Source organism: Streptomyces sp. M2CJ-2 (assembly GCF_016757295.1).
GTDB lineage: Bacteria > Actinomycetota > Actinomycetes > Streptomycetales > Streptomycetaceae > Streptomyces.
This window is the reverse complement of the sequence record NZ_JAESIF010000039.1, coordinates 16,772-32,670: the sequence shown is the minus strand read 5'-3', so window position 1 is coordinate 32,670 and position 15,899 is coordinate 16,772. Positions and strand designations below refer to the sequence as shown.

Below are 15,899 nucleotides of genomic sequence, written 5' to 3'. Positions count from 1 at the left end.
CCTCAGGTCAGGTGACCTTGACCCAGTCCAGGGTGCGTTCCACGGCGCGCTTCCAGTCCCGGTAGCCGTCCTGGCGCTGCTCTTCGCTCCACGCCGGGCTCCAGCGCTTCGACTCCTGCCAGTGCGAACGCAGTTCGTCGGTGTCGCGCCAGAACCCGGTGGCGAGCCCGGCGGCGTAGGCGGCGCCCAGCGCGGTGGTCTCGGCGACCACCGGACGGCTGACCGGCACACCCAGCACGTCCGCCTGGATCTGCATGCACAGGTCGTTCGCGGTCACGCCGCCGTCGACCTTGAGCACGTCCAGGTGCACGCCCGAGTCCTGTTCCATGGCGTCGACCACGTCACGGCTCTGGTAGCAGATGGCTTCCAACGTGGCCCGTGCGATGTGGCCCCCGGTGTTGTACCGGGCCAGGCCGACCATGGCGCCGCGGGCGTCGGAACGCCAGTACGGGGCGAACAGGCCGGAGAAGGCCGGCACGAAGTACATCCCGCCGTTGTCCTCCACCGAACGCGCCAGCCGCTCGCTCTCCGGGGCGCTCGTGATGATCTTCAACTGGTCGCGCAGCCACTGCACGGCCGCGCCGGTGACGGCGATGGATCCCTCCAGCGCGTAGACCGCCGGGCTGCCGGCGAACTGGTACGCCACCGTCGTCAGCAGCCCGTGCTGCGAACGCACCAGCTCCGTACCGGTGTTGAGCACCAGGAAGTTGCCGGTGCCGTAGGTGTTCTTGGCCTCGCCGGGGGAGAAGCAGACCTGGCCGACGGTCGCCGCCTGCTGATCGCCGAGTACGCCGGTGATCGGAACGGGGGCGCTCAGCGGCCGCGAGGTGCGGGCCTGGCCGTACGCCTCGGGATGGGCCGAGGGGTTGATGGCCGGCAGCATCGCGCGCGGGACGCCGAAGACGCCCAGCAGTTCGTCGTCCCAGTCCAGGGTCTCCAGGTTCATCAGCATGGTGCGGCTGGCGTTGGTCACGTCGGTGGCGTGCACTCCGCCGTTCGGCCCGCCGGTGAGGTTCCACAGCACCCAGGCGTCCGTGTTGCCGAACAGGGCGTGGCCCGCCTCGGCGGCCTCGCGCAGTCCGTCCACGTTCTCCAGCAGCCACTTGATCTTGCCGCCGGAGAAGTAGGTGGCCGGCGGCAGGCCGGCCTTGTGGCGAATGACCTCGCCGTGGCCCTCGCGCTCGAGGGCGGCGGCGATGCCGTCGGTGCGGGTGTCCTGCCAGACGATGGCGTTGTAGTACGGGCGGCCGGTGCGCGGGTCCCAGACCACGGTGGTCTCGCGCTGGTTGGTGATGCCGATGGCCTTCAGGTCGGTGGCCGACAGGTTCCCGGCACGGAGGGCGTTCTGGATCACCGTGTTGGTGCGCTCCCAGATCTCCACCGGGTCGTGCTCGACCCACCCCGGCCGCGGCAGGATCTGGCGGTGCTCGAGCTGGTGCTTCGCCACCTCGTTTCCGTCGTGGTCGAAGATCATGAAGCGTGAACTGGTGGTGCCCTGGTCCACCGCGCCGACGAATTCGGGCATCGCGGCCACTCTCCTCGTGGTCGTACGGGAAGGGATGCGGGCGTGCCCGCCCGTGGCAGGGCTAGGAGGGCTCCTCGGTGGCCGGACCTTCCTCGGCCGCACTGAGCCGGGCCTTGAGCACCGGGCTGATGAGCAGGTCGTACACGAGGGTCCCGATGACTCCGCCGATGAGGGGGCCGACAATGGGGATCCACCAATAGTTGCTGAACCAGCCGAAGGTTCCGGGTAGGGCAATGGAGCCCCAGCCTTCGAAATAGGTGAACAGTCTGGGGCCGAAATCTCGGGCGGGATTGATCGCATACCCGGCGTTGGTGCCGAATGTGAAACCGATCCCGACGACGATCAGGCCGATGAGGAACGGGCCGAGATTGGACCCGGGGGCCAGGTTTCGGGTGTCGATGAGTGCGCAGATCAGCAGCAGCAGAATCCCGGTGCCGATGATTTGGTCGAGCAGGGGGCCCCACCAGGAATTTCCGAAGTATTCGGCGGGGAACGTGGCGAAGATCGAGTATGTCGCCAGTGATTCGTCCCGTGGGATTCCCGCCTTGGTGTTGGCCGAGTCGATCGCCCACCGGTAGGACGCGTAGACGAGCGCGGCGCCGACGAACGCCCCCGCGACCTGCGCCAGCCAGTAGGGCAGGACCTTCCGCCAGGGGAAGTCCCGCCGGACGGCGAAGCCCAGCGTCACCGCGGGATTGATGTGGGCCCCGCTGATACCGCCGGCCACATAGATACCGAACACCACGGCGAGACCCCAGCCCCACGAAATGATGATCCAGTTGGCGGGACCGAAGGCCACCGTTTCTCGACCTGATCCGGGCAGGCCGACAACGGCGACGGCCACCGATCCGGTGCCCAGGAGAATCAGGACGAATGTTCCCAGGAATTCCGCGATCATCTCGCCGGCGAGGCCTTCGCGATAGCCGCGTCGGCGGGCAACTCTTTCAGCCATCGGTTCTCCTCGGCTGGAATGGCGCAGTCTTGCCCTCCCCATTACCGGAAGCCTATGGCCATCAGCGGCGCCTCGCCTGCGCGGTACCGGAATTCCCTCCCATGGAGTAATGCGCTGTTTCCGCGCCGCCCGTCGTGAAGGGCCGGAGCCGGGGGCCGTCAGCCGGTGGGCGGGTCGAGAGCCCGCCGTCAGACCGGGTAGGCGTGGGTCTGGGCCGCCTTCACCGTGGCCCAGACGTCCGTGCCGGGGTGCAGGCCGAGTTCGGCGGCGGCGACCGCGGTGAGGTCGGCGGTCAGGGGGAGCTCCCCGGCGAGGGCGACGCGGATCTGGTCGCCGTGGATCTCCATACCGGTGACCTCGCCGTGCCAGAGGTTGCGGGCGCTGGAGCCGGTGGGGCGGTCGCGGTGGAGGGTGACGGCGCCGGGCGGGAACGCGACGAAGACCTGACCGGTGAGGTCCTCGGTGGTGGTGAGCGTCGGACCGGAATCCAACCGCACGGTGTGGCCCCGGGCCCGGCCGGTGTAGAGGTTCAGGCCGACCAGTCGGGCGACGTAGTCGGTGCGCGGGCGGCGGGCGATGTCCTGGGGCGTCCCCTCCTGGACGACCCTGCCGTGCTCGACGACCACCAGGCGGTCGGCCAGCACCATCGCGTCCAGCGGATCATGCGTGACCAGGACGGCCACGGCCTCGAACGCGGCCAGGTGGCGCCGGAGCTGGGCGCGTACGTCCAGACGGGTGCGGGCGTCCAGGGCGGCGAGGGGTTCGTCGAGGAGGAGCAGCCGGGGACCGGTGGCCAGGGCGCGGGCGAGCGCCACGCGCTGGGCCTGACCGCCGGAGAGGTGACGGGGCTTGGTACCGGTGTGGTCCGCCAGACCCATGCGCTCCAGCCACTCGGCGGCCGTCGCCCGTGCCTGCGCCTTCGTGGCGCCCTGGCAGCGGGGGCCGAAGGCCACGTTGTCCAGCGCGGTCAGGTGAGGGAAGAGAAGGTAGTCCTGGAAGACGACGCCGACGGGGCGGGATTCGGGTGGCGTACGGTCCAACCGCGCACCGTCCAGGTGCAGACGGCCGGCGGTGAGGGGCGCGAGGCCCGCGAGGGCGCGCAGCGCCGTGCTCTTGCCGGCGCCGTTCGGGCCGAGCAGGGCGACGACCTCGCCCGGGGCGGCGGTGAGCGCGATGTCCAGGCGGAAGGTGCCGTGGTCGACGACGAGACGGGCGTCGAGGCCCTCGGGCCCGGGGGCGCCGGGGCCGTCGCCGGTGGGGCCCTCGCCGGTGAGGTCGTGCCGGGGCCTGCCGGTTCGGGTCATGACGCGGTCAACCAGCGGTCGCGCAGGCCGGCCAGCACCGCGATCGAGACGGCGAGCAGGACCAGGCTGAGGGCGATGGCCGCCTCCGGGTCGCTCTGCAGGGCGAGGTAGACCGCGAGGGGCATGGTCTGGGTGCGGCCGGGAAAGTTGCCGGCGAAGGTGATCGTCGCCCCGAACTCGCCCAGTGCCCGCGCCCAGGCCAGCACGGAGCCCGCCGCGACGCCCGGCGCGATCAGCGGCAGCGTGACCCGGCGGAACGCGGTGAAGCGGGAGGCGCCCAGGGTGGCCGCCGCCTCCTCGTAGCGCCGGTCGGCGGCGCGCAGGGTGCCCTCGACGCTGATGACCAGGAACGGCATCGCCACGAACGCCTCCGCGAGCACCACGCCGGCGGTCGTGAAGGGCAGGGTGATGCCGAACCAGGCGTCCAGCCACTTCCCGACGATGCCGTTGCGGCCGAGTGCCATGAGCAGGGCCACACCGCCCACCACCGGGGGCAGCACCAGGGGCAGCGTCACCAGGGCCCGGACCAGACCGCGGCCGCGGAATTCCGTACGGGCCAGCAGCCAGGCCAGCGGTACACCGACGACCAGGCTCACCGCCGTCGCCGCGGTGGCGCACACCAGGGAGAGCCGCAGGGCCTGCCACACCTCGGGGCTGGTCAACTGCTCGGGCAGGCTCCGCCACGGGGCCCGGACCAGCAGGCCGAGCAGCGGCACCAGCAGGAACGCCAGACCGAGCAGCGCGGGCAGCAGCAGCGGAAGCGGTACACCCCGGCCGCCGCCCGCCGGTGTGCGGCGGAGCCGCGGACCGGAGCCCTTGCGGGCGGCGGCCGAGGGGCCCGGGGTGCCCGTGGGGGTCACGGCGTGAGGAACCCTGCGTCGGCCAGGACCTTCTGGCCCTCCTCGGATCGCACCAGCGCGATGAACGCCTCGGCGGCTTTGGCGTTGGGCGCGTCCTCGAGCAGGGCGATCGGGTAGTCGTTGACGGCCTGCGCGGCTTCGGGGAAGTCCACGCCCTCCACCCTGTCACCCGCCGCGCGCACATCGGTCCGGTAGACGAGGGCGGCGTCCGCCTCCTTCAGTTCGACCTTCGTCAGGGCGCTCTTGACGTCCTGCTCGTACGACGCCGGGGTGAGCTCCAGACCGCCGGCCTCTAGCGCCTTCTGCGCGGCGGCCCCGCACGGCACCGCCTCGTCGCACAGGACGACCTTCAGCTTCGAACCGGTCAGGTCCTTCAGCGAGGAGACGCCCTTCGGGTTGCCCGGCAGGGTGGCGATCTCCAGCCGGTTGCGGACGAAGGTGGCCGGGGTGCCGGAAACGCCCCCCGCGTCCGTGACGGTCTTCATCGTCCCGGGGCTGGCGGAGGCGAAGACGTCGGCGGGGGCGCCACTGGCGATCCCGGCGGCGAGACCGTCGCTGCCGCCGAAGTTGAACGTGACCTCGGTGCCGGGGTGCTCCTTCTCGAACTCCTCGCCCAGCGCCGTGAAGCTCTCCGTGAGGGAGGCGGCGGCGAAGACGGTCACCGTGCCGGACAACTCGCCGGAGGAAGAGCCCGAGGAGGGGGCGGCGGAGGACGACGAGCAGGCGGTCACGGCGCCCAGGACCAGCAGCGCGGCGGCGCCCGCGCCGGCCGTCCGCCTCGTCCGACGGGTCCGGGGAGCGGGACGGGTCATCACAGGGCTTCTCCCTCTGCCTACTGCTTGCTTCTCACGGGCCGGTCCAGGGGAACGCGTCCACTGATCATACTGCCGCAGATGCGAGGGGGAAATCCCTTGTCTGTGCGCACGTGCTGCCCAGATCACGCGCCAGGGCTGTATGTGCGACTTCAGAAGGAAGGTGGTCGGCATCTGGTGTATGAGATACGAAAGGGCGCACTCATGGCGTCCGGAGCCTTGTCAGTCCGGATGGAGGCACCCTATTCTCGCGGCGAGAAAGCGCTTTCCATCGAGTCGATGGCGTTCGACGGCACCCTGCATGACATGCCCATGACTTTAAGTGAACAGGGAGAGCCCCGCATGAAGAGATCAGCAGCACTGCGGTTCCACGCGACGCTGGCCACGGCGGCCCTCGCGGCCGCGACCGGACTGGTGGTGGCGATGCCCTCGGCGTCGGCCGCGACCGGCAGTGCCACCGGCTACGCGAGCCAGAACGGCGGGACCACCGGCGGCGCGGGCGGGCAGACGGTCCGGGCCGCCACCGGCACCGCGATCCACACCGCCCTGTGCAACCGCGCCAGCAGCAGCACCCCGATCATCATCGAGGTCCAGGGCACCATCAACCACGGCAACACCAGCAAGGTGTCGGGCAGCAGCTGCAACACCGCCGCCGGTGTGATCGAGCTCAAGCAGATCAGCAACGTCACGATCGTCGGGGTCGGCAGCGGTGCCGTCTTCGACCAGCTGGGCATCCACATCCGGGAGGCCCGCAACATCATCATCCAGAACGTGACCGTCCGGAACGTCAAGAAGTCCGGCTCGCCCACCTCCAACGGCGGCGACGCCATCGGCATGGAGACCGACGTCCGCAACGTCTGGGTCGACCACGTCACCCTGGAGGCGTCCGGCGGGGAGTCGGAGGGCTACGACGGCCTCTTCGACATGAAGGACAACACCCAGTACGTGACCCTGTCGTACAGCACCCTGCGCAACTCCGGCCGCGGTGGCCTCATCGGATCCAGCGAGAGCGACCGCTCCAACGGCAACATCACGTTCCACCACAACCTGTACGAGAACATCGACTCCCGTGCGCCGCTGCTGCGTGGCGGCATCGCCCACATGTACAACAACCACTACAAGCGCCTCAACGACTCCGGCATCAACTCCCGGGCCGGGGCGCGCGCCAAGGTGGACAACAACTACTTCGAGAACTCCAAGGACGTCCTCGGCACCTTCTACACCAGCGAAGCCGGCTACTGGCAGGTCGGCGGGAACGTCTTCGACAACGTGACCTGGTCCGCCCGCAGCGGCGACAACCAGCCCGCCGGTCCCAACCCGACCTCCAACACCTCGGTCGCCATCCCCTACTCCTACAAGCTCGACGCCGCCAACTGCGTGCCGGACGTGGTGAACCGGACGGCGGGCGCCGACAAGGGCCTGAAGGTGTCGGACGGCAACTGCACGCCGCAGAACCCCGCCCCGACCGACCCCACCGCCCCGACCGACCCGACCGACCCGACGGACCCGACCGACCCGACGGACCCGACGGATCCGACGGATCCCCCCACCGGGACCAACCTCAGCCGCGGTGCCGGTGCCGACGGCTCCAGCAAGGCCGGCGGGACGAGCTACGGCAACGTGATCGACGGCAACCTCGGCACCTACTGGTCGCCGAGCGGCTCGACCGGTTCCGTCTCGGTCAAGTGGTCGTCCGACACCGCGGTGTCGAAGGTGAACATCCGGGAGGCGTCGGGTTCCGAGGGCGCCGTCCGGTCCTGGCGGCTCCTCGACCACGACACCGGTGTCGTCCTGGCCTCCGGCAGCAGTGCGGGCGTCGTCTCCTTCGCGCGGACCTCGCTGCGCAAGATCACCTTCGAGATCACCGGCTCGAGCGGCACGCCGCGGATCGCCGAGTTCGAGACCTACAACGGATAGGGACGGGTGAGTCGTCGTCCCGTCCATCGGGTGCCGTGCACCGGCTCGGCACCCGATGCCCCGTGTTTTCGGACAGTGCCGTCCGAGAGGAGTGTACGTTCGTACGCTCCCTGGATAAGGTCAGGCGCATGACCACTGACGTACTGCGCCGGCCCGCCCTGGCCGAGCGGCAGGCTCGCGCAGCCGTTGCCGTCCTCTTCTTCACCAACGGGGCCCTGTTCGCGAACCTCCTGCCCCGCTATCCGCAGATCAAGGCGGATCTCGGCATCGGCAACGCCGCCTACGGGCTGGCCGTCGCGGCGTTCCCGACGGGGGCCATCGTCGCCGGTCTGGCGGCGGGGGTCCTCATCCGCCGCCTGGGGTCGGCGCGGGTGGCGGTGGTGAGCACCCTGCTGACCGGGGCGGGGATCCTCGTCGCGGGCATGGCGCCTTCGGTGGTGCTGTTCGCGGGAGCGCTGTTCCTGGCCGGAGCGATGGACGCGATCACCGACGTCGCGCAGAACGCCCACGGCCTGCGGGTGCAGCGCCGCTACGGGCGCTCCATCATCAACTCCTTCCACGCCATCTGGTCCATCGGTGCCGTCACCGGCGGCTCCATGGCCGCCGCCGCCATAGCGCTCGACCTCTCACGCGGGGCGCACCTGACGATCTCGGGGGTGGTTTTCGGTCTCGCCGCCTGTGCCGCCCTGCGGTTCGCCCTGCCCGGACCCGACACCGAGCCGGTCGAGGACACGGACGAGAAGGACGCCGGGAGCGGGGCGCCGCAGCGCAACGGGCGTCCGGCCGTGGCCTCACGCGTCCGCTACGTGATGATCGCGCTCGTCCTCATCGCGACGGCCGGCACGCTCGTCGAGGACGCCGGCAACTCCTGGGCCGCGCTCTACCTCTCCGACTCGCTGAACGCCTCGGCGGCGCTGGCGGCATCCGGCTTCATCGCCCTGGTGGGCGCCCAGTTCGTCGGCCGGATCCTCGGCGACCGGCTCGTCGACCGGTTCGGCCAGCGCGCGGTGGCCCGCGCCGGCGGCCTCATCACCGCGGTCGGCATGGGACTGGCGCTGGCCGTGCCCACGGTGCCCGGAACGATCCTCGGCTTCGCCGCGGCCGGGTTCGGCGTGGCGACGCTGGTGCCCGCGGCCATGCTCGAGGCCGACGAACTGCCCGGCCTCAAGCCCGGATCGGGGCTGACGATCGTCTCCTGGCTGATGCGGCTGGGATTCCTGCTCTCCCCGCCGGTCGTCGGGCTCGTCGCCGACGAGGCCGGCCTCCGGCTGGGACTGGTGGTGGTGCCCCTCGCGGGCGCGCTCGTGGTCGTGTGCGCGGGGGTGCTGCGGGCCGGCAGCGTCAAACGGTAGTCCCCGGCGCGGGGAGTGTACGTTCGTACGCTCCGGGTGTACCGTCGTTCCCATGGCGACGGACTACTTCGCGCAGGACCCCCGTACCCACCTGGAACGGATGCAGGCGGGCGACCTCTACATCGCCGACGACCCCGAGATCGCCCGCCGCCAGCAGCAGGCGGTACGCCTGGCCGCCCGCTACCAGGCGGCCTACGTCGAGGACGCCGAGGCGGCGGGACCGATCCTCGCCGAACTGCTCGGCGCGGTGGGCGAGCAGGCGCATGTGCGTCCGCCCCTGTACGTCGACTACGGCAGCAACATCACCATCGGGGCGCGCACCTTCGTCAACTACAACCTGACCGCGCTGGACGTCGCGGCCATCGTCATCGGCGAGGACTGCCAGATCGGTCCGAACGTCCAGCTCCTCACCCCCACGCACCCCCTGGAACCGCAGCCCCGGCGCGACAAGCTGGAGGCCGCGCAGCCGATCACCATCGGCGACAACGTCTGGATCGGCGGAGGAGCGATCGTCCTGCCCGGCGTGACCATCGGGGACAACTCCGTGATCGGAGCCGGTTCGGTCGTCACCAAGGACGTGCCGCCGAACGTGGTCGCCGTCGGCAGTCCCGCCCGTCCGGTCCGGACCCTCTGAGGCGCGACGCCCATGGCCACCGGACACACCGACCCGCAGCGGCGCGCACGCATCATCGCCGCCACCCTCGACCTCATCGCCGAGGAGGGGCTCGCGGCGGTCTCCCACCGCAAGATCGCCAAGCGGGCCGGGGTGCCGCTGGGGTCGATGACGTACCACTTCAGCGGGATCGACGAGTTGCTGCGGGAGGCGTTCAGCGACTTCACCGGCCACATAGTCGCCGTGTTCGACACGTACCTCGCGGCGCCGGCCGGCCGTGAGGAGGCCCGTACGGCCGTGGCCGACCTCGTCCACGCCCTGTCCGAGGGCAGCTCGCGCGACCTGGTGCTGACCCAGGAGCTGTACTCGCTCGCCGCCCGCCGGCCCGCCTACCGGGAGCTCACCCATGAGTGGATGCGCCGCAGCCGCAGTCACCTCGAGAAGCACTTCGACCCGGACACCGCCCGTCAACTCGACGCCCTCATAGAAGGATTGACGCTCCATCGTGCTTTGTCGCGGGAGCCGCACGACCGGTCCCTGACCCTCGAGGCGATCGCCCGCATCACCACGACGGACCGCCGGGAGCCCTGAGCGGCGGCCCCCCCAGCCGCCCGTGCGGCACAGTCCTGACCACTGTGCCGCACGGGCTTTTGACCGGGACGGTTCACGGTGCCGACGGCGTCCGAGGTGCCGGCGGCGTCAGGATCGCCGTGAACCGGTAGCGCGAGCCGCGGTACACCGCGCGGACCCACTCGACCGGTGTCCCCCGCTCGTCCCGTGAGTGGCGGGACAGCAGCAGCATCGGCAGGCCCACGTCCGTGTGGAGCAGACCGGCCTCCCGCGGTGTGGCGGGCGAGGTCTCGATGGTCTCGTCGGCCTCCGCCAGGCGCACCCCGTACACCTCGGTGAGCGTCGCGTAGAGCGAGGTGCGGCGGGCCAGGTTCCGGCGCAGGCCGGGGAAGCGGCGTGCGGACAGATGGGTCGCCTCGATCGCCATGGGCTCGCCCCCGGCCAGCCGCAGCCGCTCCACGCGCAGGACGCGCTCACCCCGTTCCACCTCGAGCAGGGCCGCCAGTTCCTGGTCGGCCGCGATGTGGTCGATGTTCAGGACCCGGGAGGCGGCGGTGAGCCCCTGGTTGCGCATGTCCTCGGTGTACGAGGTCAGTTGGAGGGTCCGGTAGATCTTCGGGCGGGCGACGAAGGTGCCCTTGCCCTGGATGCGGACCAGCCGCCCCTCGCTCACCAGCTCCTGCAGCGCCTTGCGCACGGTGGTGCGGGAGGTGCGGAACTCGAGGGCGAGGAAGCGCTCGGCCGGCATCGGCGATCCCGGCGCGCGCGCCTCGGTCATCCGCAGTAACCGCTGCTTGACGCGGTAGTACTTCGGTACGCGGTCGGCGCGGTCCGGCGTCCCCGGGACGGTCTGGGCGCTGCTGAGGTCGGTGCTCATGACCTGCCTTCCGGCTGCGGTGTCCGGCGCGCGGGCGGCAGGCGCCGACCGCGGTGCACATCGGCGGACGGCCGGGTTCGGCGCCGCACACTCGGCGGTCCCGTTATAACCGCACGCCCCTCTTTGGTCTAGTCCAACCGTCGACACGTCCCCGTTTGGGAGGACTTGCAGGTCCGTGCGGGGCGCCGGGAGCGGTCCGGGGATTGGCGGCGGGACCCTTGACAGGGTCATAGGTCTAGGCCAAGCTCCCCCTGCTGGTCTAAACCATTTAGAGGAAGCCGGGTCCCAGCCCGCCGAGTGCCGCGCCGTTGCGAGGGTCACCGCCGAAGGCGTGGGTGTGGAAGGCGTTCCTGAGGAGGGGTGGCGCGTGAAGCGCAAGCTGATAACCGCGATCGGGGTCGCGGGCATGTTGTTCTCCGTCGCCGCGTGCGGGGGAGACGACGGTGACGGCAAGAGCACCGGGGCGAACGGGTACGAGGGCCAGACGCTCACCGTGTGGGTGATGGACGGCTCCTCGCCGGACGAGTGGCAGAAGGACCTGGCCACGGAGTTCGAGGCGAAGACCAAGGCGAAGGTCGAGTTCGAGGTCCAGCAGTGGAACGGCATCCAGCAGAAGCTGACCACCGCCCTGTCCGAGGAGAACCCGCCCGACGTCTTCGAGATCGGCAACACCCACACCCCGGCCTATGCCAAGACCGGCGGTCTCGCGGACCTCGCCGACCTCAAGTCCGAGATCGGCGCCGACTGGACCGAGTCCCTCAACGAGTCGTCCGTCTACGACGGCAAGCAGTACGCGGCACCGTGGTACTTCGCCAACCGCGTCGTCCTCTACAACAAGAAGGTCTGGGCGGACGCGGGCCTCGAGGACACCCCCAAGACCCGCGACGAGTTCTACGACGCGCTCAAGAGGATCGGTGACAAGACCGACGCGGAGCCCATCTACCTGCCGGGCCAGAACTGGTACCACTTCGTCGGCCTGGTGATCGGCGAGGGCGGCGAACTGGTCAAGAAGGACGGCGACAAGCACGTCTCCAACCTCGGTGACCCGAAGGTCGCCGCCGCCGCGGAGACCTACAAGAAGTTCCAGGCCCTGTCGAAGGCGCCCAAGGACAAGGACGAGGCCACCCCGCAGCAGGGCGAGGTCTTCGCCAAGGGCGATGTCGGCGCCTTCATCGGCATGGGCTGGGAAGCCGGCATCGCCATCAAGGCCAACCCGAAGATCGAGAAGGAGATCGGCTACTTCACCATTCCCGGTGCCACGGCCGACAAGCCCGAGGGCGTCTTCCTCGGCGGCTCCAACCTCGCCGTCGCCGCGGGCAGCAAGAAGCAGGACCTCGCCCAGGAGTTCCTGAAGCTCGCCCTGTCCGACAAGTTCGAGGGCGGGCTGGCCAAGGCCAACGGCGTCATCCCCAACAAGGAGTCGCTGCAGGGCAACCTCGAGGGCAACGCCCCCGCCGAGGCCGCCGCCCCCGCCGCCGCCGTCGGCGGCACCACCCCGCTGATCCCCGAGTGGGCCGCGGTCGAGAACGCGCCCAACCCGATCAAGACGTATCTGACCGCCGTGCTGAACGGCAAGTCCCCGGCCGAGGCCGCCCAGCAGGTCGAGGGCGAGTTCAACAAGCGCCTGGCGCAGCAGCAGTAGAAGCGCACGCGCTCCGGCCGGAGCGGGGGCCGGCCACGCGACGGCCCCCGCACCGCGTCCGGGTACGTCGAGAAGAGAGATCGCGAGCATGACCGTGCAGACCGAACGGCCGCCCTCCGGCCCGGCGGACCTCCGCAAGGCGGACGACGGGGTGGTATCCGGCAGGCCTCCCTCGCGAGCCGGCGTGCTCGCCCCGTACCTGTTGCTGCTGCCCGCCTGCGCGGCCACCGTGCTGCTGCTCGGCTGGCCGCTGCTGAAGGACGTGCTGCTGTCCTTCCAGAACCTCAACATGGCACAGCTGATCCAGCACGTCACCGAGTGGAACGGCGTCGACAACTACAAGGAGACCCTCACCAGCGAGGACTTCTGGCGGGTCACCCTCCGCTCGGTCCTGTTCACGGCGGTCAACGTCGTCCTGATCATGGTCCTGGGCGCACTGGTCGGCCTGCTGCTCGCCCGCCTCGGCAGGCGGATGCGGTTCACCCTGCTGCTCGGCCTGGTGCTGGCCTGGGCCATGCCGATCGTGGCGGCCACCACGGTCTACCAGTGGCTGTTCGCCCAGCGCTTCGGCGTCGTCAACTGGGTCCTGGACAAGCTCGGCCTGCACTCCATGGCCGACTACAGCTGGACCAGCAGCCAGATGTCGACGTTCTTCGTCGTCACCCTGCTGATCGTCTGGGGGTCCATCCCGTTCGTCGCGATCAACCTCTACGCGGCGACCACCACCATCCCGAAGGAGCTCTACGAAGCCGCGTCCCTCGACGGCGCCGGTGCCTGGCGGAGCTTCACCACGGTCACGATGCCGTTCCTGCGGCCGTTCCTCTACGCCACGACGTTCCTGGAGATCATCTGGGTCTTCAAGGCGTTCGTCCAGGTCTTCACCTTCAACGGCGGCGGCCCCGACCGTCTCACCGAGATCCTCCCCGTCTACGCCTACGTCGAGGGTGTCGGCAACCAGCACTACGGCATGGGCGCGGCGATCGCGGTCCTGACCATCCTGATCCTGCTCGGCCTGACCGCGTACTACCTCAGGATTGTGCTCAAGCAGGAGAACGAAGAGGAGGCCGCGCTGTGAAGCGCTCGCTCTTTGCCCGGGTCTGGCCCAACGTCACGGCCGTCGTCCTGTTCATCGGCTTCGTCTTCCCCGTGTACTGGATGTTCGCCACGGCCTTCAAGCCGACCGGCGACATCATCGCGGAGGACCCGGTCTGGTTCCCGACCGACGTCACCTTCGAGCACTTCAAGAACGCGACCGCCGTCGACCACTTCTGGACGTTCGTCGGCAACTCGCTGATGGTCACCGTTCTCGCGGTCGTCTTCTCGCTGGGCATCGCGCTGGCCGGCTCCTTCGCCCTGGCGCGGATGCGGTTCAAGGGGCGGCGCGGTTTCGTCATCGGCTTCATGCTGGCCCAGATGGCGCCCTGGGAGGTCATGGTCATCGCGATCTACATGATCGTGCGGGACGCCTCGATGCTGAACAGCCTGGTGCCGCTCACCGCCTTCTACACGATGATGATCCTGCCCTTCACCATCCTGACGCTGCGCGGCTTCGTCGCCGCCGTGCCGAAGGAGCTGGAGGAGTCGGCGATGGTCGACGGCTGCACCCGCGCCCAGGCGTTCCGCCGGGTCATCCTGCCGCTGCTCGCCCCGGGCCTGATGTCCACCTCGCTGTTCGGCTTCATCACCGCCTGGAACGAGTTCCCGCTCGTGCTGGTGCTCAACAAGGAGGCCGAGGCCCAGACCCTGCCCCTGTGGCTGTCCGGTTTCCAGACCGTCTTCGGCAACGACTGGGGAGCGACCATGGCCGCATCCTCCCTGTTCGCCGTCCCGATCCTGATCCTCTTCGTCTACCTGCAGCGCAAGGCCGTCAGCGGCCTCACCGCGGGCGCCGTGAAGGGATAACGCCACCCGATGACGACATTCACCACCGGTACCGACACCCTCACCCGGGACGCCCTGGCCGTCCTGCAACCGGGCTTCGCCGGCACCACCGCGCCCGACTGGCTGCTGCGCCGCCTCGGCGAGGGCCTCACCTCCGTCGGCCTCTTCGGGCGCAACATCGCCTCGTCCGGGCAACTGGCCGCTCTGACCGAGCGACTGCGCGCCGAACGCCCGGACGTGCTGGTCGCGATCGACGAGGAGGGCGGCGACGTCACCCGTCTGGAGGTGCGCACCGGCTCCTCCTTCCCCGGCAACCACGCCCTGGGCGCGGTGGACGACACCGACCTGACCAGGGCGGTGGCCGCGGAGCTGGGCCGTCGGCTCGCGGCCTGCGGGGTGAACTTCAACTGGGCCCCCTCCGCCGACGTGAACTCCAACCCGGACAACCCGGTCATCGGCGTGCGCTCCTTCGGCGCCGACCCCGGCCTGGCCGCCCGGCACACCGCCGCCTACGTCGCCGGCCTGCAGTCGGCGGGTGTGGCGGCGTGCACCAAGCACTTCCCGGGGCACGGTGACACGGCCGTCGACTCCCACCTCGCCCTGCCGCGCATCGACGCGGACGCCGCCGTGCTGGCCGAACGCGAACTGGCACCGTTCCGCGCGGCCATCGCGGCCGGCTCGCGCGCCGTGATGAGCGCGCACATCCTGGTCCCCGCGCTGGACCCGGACCGTCCGGCGACGTTGTCCCGGCGGACACTGACCGACCTGCTGCGCGGCGAACTGGGCTACGACGGCCTGATCGTCACCGACGGCATGGAGATGCAGGCCATCGCCGGCCGCTACGGCATCGAACGCGGCAGTGTGCTGGCCCTCGCGGCCGGCGCCGACGCGATCTGTGTGGGCGGCGGTCTGACCGACGAGGAGACCGTACGGCGGCTGTGCGACACCCTGGTCGAGGCCGTCCGCTCGGGCGAGTTGCCCGAGGAGCGCCTGGCCGACGCGGCGGAGCGGGGCCGGGCGCTGGCCCGCTGGGCCGCGGAAGCGCGGCGGTCCCCGTCCCCGGGCGACCCCGAACCGGAGATCGGCCTCACGGCGGCCCGCCGCGCGGTGACCGTCACCCGCACCGGGCCCACCGCACCGGTCACCGCACCCGTGTACGCGGCCACCTTCAGCCCCGAGGCCAACATCGCCGTCGGCGACGAGACACCCTGGGGCGTCGGCGCGGAGCTGGAGCGGTTGCTGCCCGGCACCACCACCGGCTTCTTCACCGACGCCGACGCCGACGCCGGTGCGCGGGTGCTCGAGGCCGCGGCCGGCCGACGCGTGGTCGCCGTGGTCCGCGACGAGCACCGGCACCCGTGGATGCGCACCGCCCTGGACACCCTGCTCGCCGCCGCGCCGGACACCGTCGTCGTGGAGATGGGCGTCCCGCAGTCCGCGCCGCGCGGCACCCCGCACATCGCCACGCACGGCGCGGCCCGCGTCTGCGGTGTGGCGGCGGCGGAGGCGGTCGTCGCGGGCTGACCCGGAGAGGCGGTCCGGACCCCGGGGCCCGGACCGCCTCTCCGGGTGCCTGCCAGGCCGTCACCTGGTC

The 15,899-nt window shown here is 70.6% G+C and carries 14 protein-coding genes; 8 read left to right on the top strand and 6 right to left on the bottom strand.

Features of this window, described 5'->3' with window-relative positions; translation table 11 throughout:
* Positions 1-7: 7 nt before the first annotated feature.
* The 5 genes from glpK to modA form a co-directional block, all read right to left on the bottom strand.
* The gene (gene glpK / locus JL475_RS25420) at positions 8-1,525 is read right to left on the bottom strand and encodes a glycerol kinase GlpK (protein WP_202280254.1); all 1,518 of its coding nucleotides are present in this window, start codon (positions 1,523-1,525) and stop codon (positions 8-10) included.
* A 61-nt stretch (positions 1,526-1,586) separates the two neighbouring features.
* Positions 1,587-2,477, bottom strand: a complete 891-nt coding sequence (locus JL475_RS25415) for an MIP/aquaporin family protein (protein ID WP_237408211.1) — start codon at positions 2,475-2,477, stop codon at positions 1,587-1,589.
* Positions 2,478-2,665: 188 nt separating this feature from the next.
* A complete protein-coding gene (locus JL475_RS25410) occupies positions 2,666-3,781 on the bottom strand; it encodes an ABC transporter ATP-binding protein (protein WP_202280253.1) in 1,116 nt (371 codons plus the stop codon).
* Positions 3,778-4,641, bottom strand: coding sequence for a molybdate ABC transporter permease subunit (modB, locus tag JL475_RS25405; RefSeq protein ID WP_202280252.1), 864 nt, complete (start codon positions 4,639-4,641; stop codon positions 3,778-3,780). The genes JL475_RS25410 and modB overlap by 4 nt, the downstream gene beginning before the upstream one ends.
* Positions 4,638-5,453, bottom strand: a complete 816-nt coding sequence (gene modA, locus JL475_RS25400) for a molybdate ABC transporter substrate-binding protein (protein ID WP_202280251.1) — start codon at positions 5,451-5,453, stop codon at positions 4,638-4,640. Before modA ends, modB begins: the two co-directional genes overlap by 4 nt.
* Positions 5,454-5,795: 342 nt before the next feature.
* On the opposite strand from modA, the gene JL475_RS25395 reads away from it, so the two are divergent.
* From JL475_RS25395 to JL475_RS25380, 4 genes are all read left to right on the top strand, one after another.
* The gene (locus JL475_RS25395; RefSeq protein WP_202280250.1) at positions 5,796-7,370 is read left to right on the top strand and encodes a polysaccharide lyase family 1 protein; all 1,575 of its coding nucleotides are present in this window, start codon (positions 5,796-5,798) and stop codon (positions 7,368-7,370) included.
* Between the two features lie 128 nt (positions 7,371-7,498).
* Complete coding sequence (locus tag JL475_RS25390) at positions 7,499-8,722, top strand: MFS transporter (protein ID WP_202280249.1); 1,224 nt, start codon at positions 7,499-7,501, stop codon at positions 8,720-8,722.
* 52 nt (positions 8,723-8,774) lie between these two features.
* Positions 8,775-9,356, top strand: coding sequence for a sugar O-acetyltransferase (locus JL475_RS25385; RefSeq protein ID WP_202280248.1), 582 nt, complete (start codon positions 8,775-8,777; stop codon positions 9,354-9,356).
* A 12-nt stretch (positions 9,357-9,368) separates the two neighbouring features.
* Positions 9,369-9,926, top strand: a complete 558-nt coding sequence (locus JL475_RS25380) for a TetR/AcrR family transcriptional regulator (protein WP_202280247.1) — start codon at positions 9,369-9,371, stop codon at positions 9,924-9,926.
* A gap of 73 nt (positions 9,927-9,999) precedes the next feature.
* On the opposite strand, the gene JL475_RS25375 is transcribed toward JL475_RS25380, so the two are convergent.
* Positions 10,000-10,782 (bottom strand): GntR family transcriptional regulator, encoded by a 783-nt coding sequence (locus JL475_RS25375; protein WP_202280246.1) that lies wholly within the window; start codon positions 10,780-10,782, stop codon positions 10,000-10,002.
* Between the two features lie 367 nt (positions 10,783-11,149).
* Between JL475_RS25375 and JL475_RS25370 the strand changes: the two genes are divergently transcribed.
* From JL475_RS25370 to JL475_RS25355, 4 genes are all read left to right on the top strand, one after another.
* Complete coding sequence (locus tag JL475_RS25370) at positions 11,150-12,424, top strand: extracellular solute-binding protein (RefSeq protein WP_202280245.1); 1,275 nt, start codon at positions 11,150-11,152, stop codon at positions 12,422-12,424.
* An 88-nt stretch (positions 12,425-12,512) separates the two neighbouring features.
* Entirely contained in the window at positions 12,513-13,499 is a 987-nt protein-coding gene (locus JL475_RS25365) for a carbohydrate ABC transporter permease (RefSeq protein ID WP_202280244.1), read from the top strand.
* On the top strand, positions 13,496-14,326 hold the full coding sequence (locus JL475_RS25360; RefSeq protein WP_202280243.1) for a carbohydrate ABC transporter permease: 831 nt from the start codon (positions 13,496-13,498) through the stop codon (positions 14,324-14,326). The genes JL475_RS25365 and JL475_RS25360 overlap by 4 nt, the downstream gene beginning before the upstream one ends.
* A gap of 9 nt (positions 14,327-14,335) precedes the next feature.
* A complete protein-coding gene (locus JL475_RS25355; RefSeq protein ID WP_202280242.1) occupies positions 14,336-15,829 on the top strand; it encodes a glycoside hydrolase family 3 protein in 1,494 nt (497 codons plus the stop codon).
* Positions 15,830-15,899: the final 70 nt, after the last annotated feature.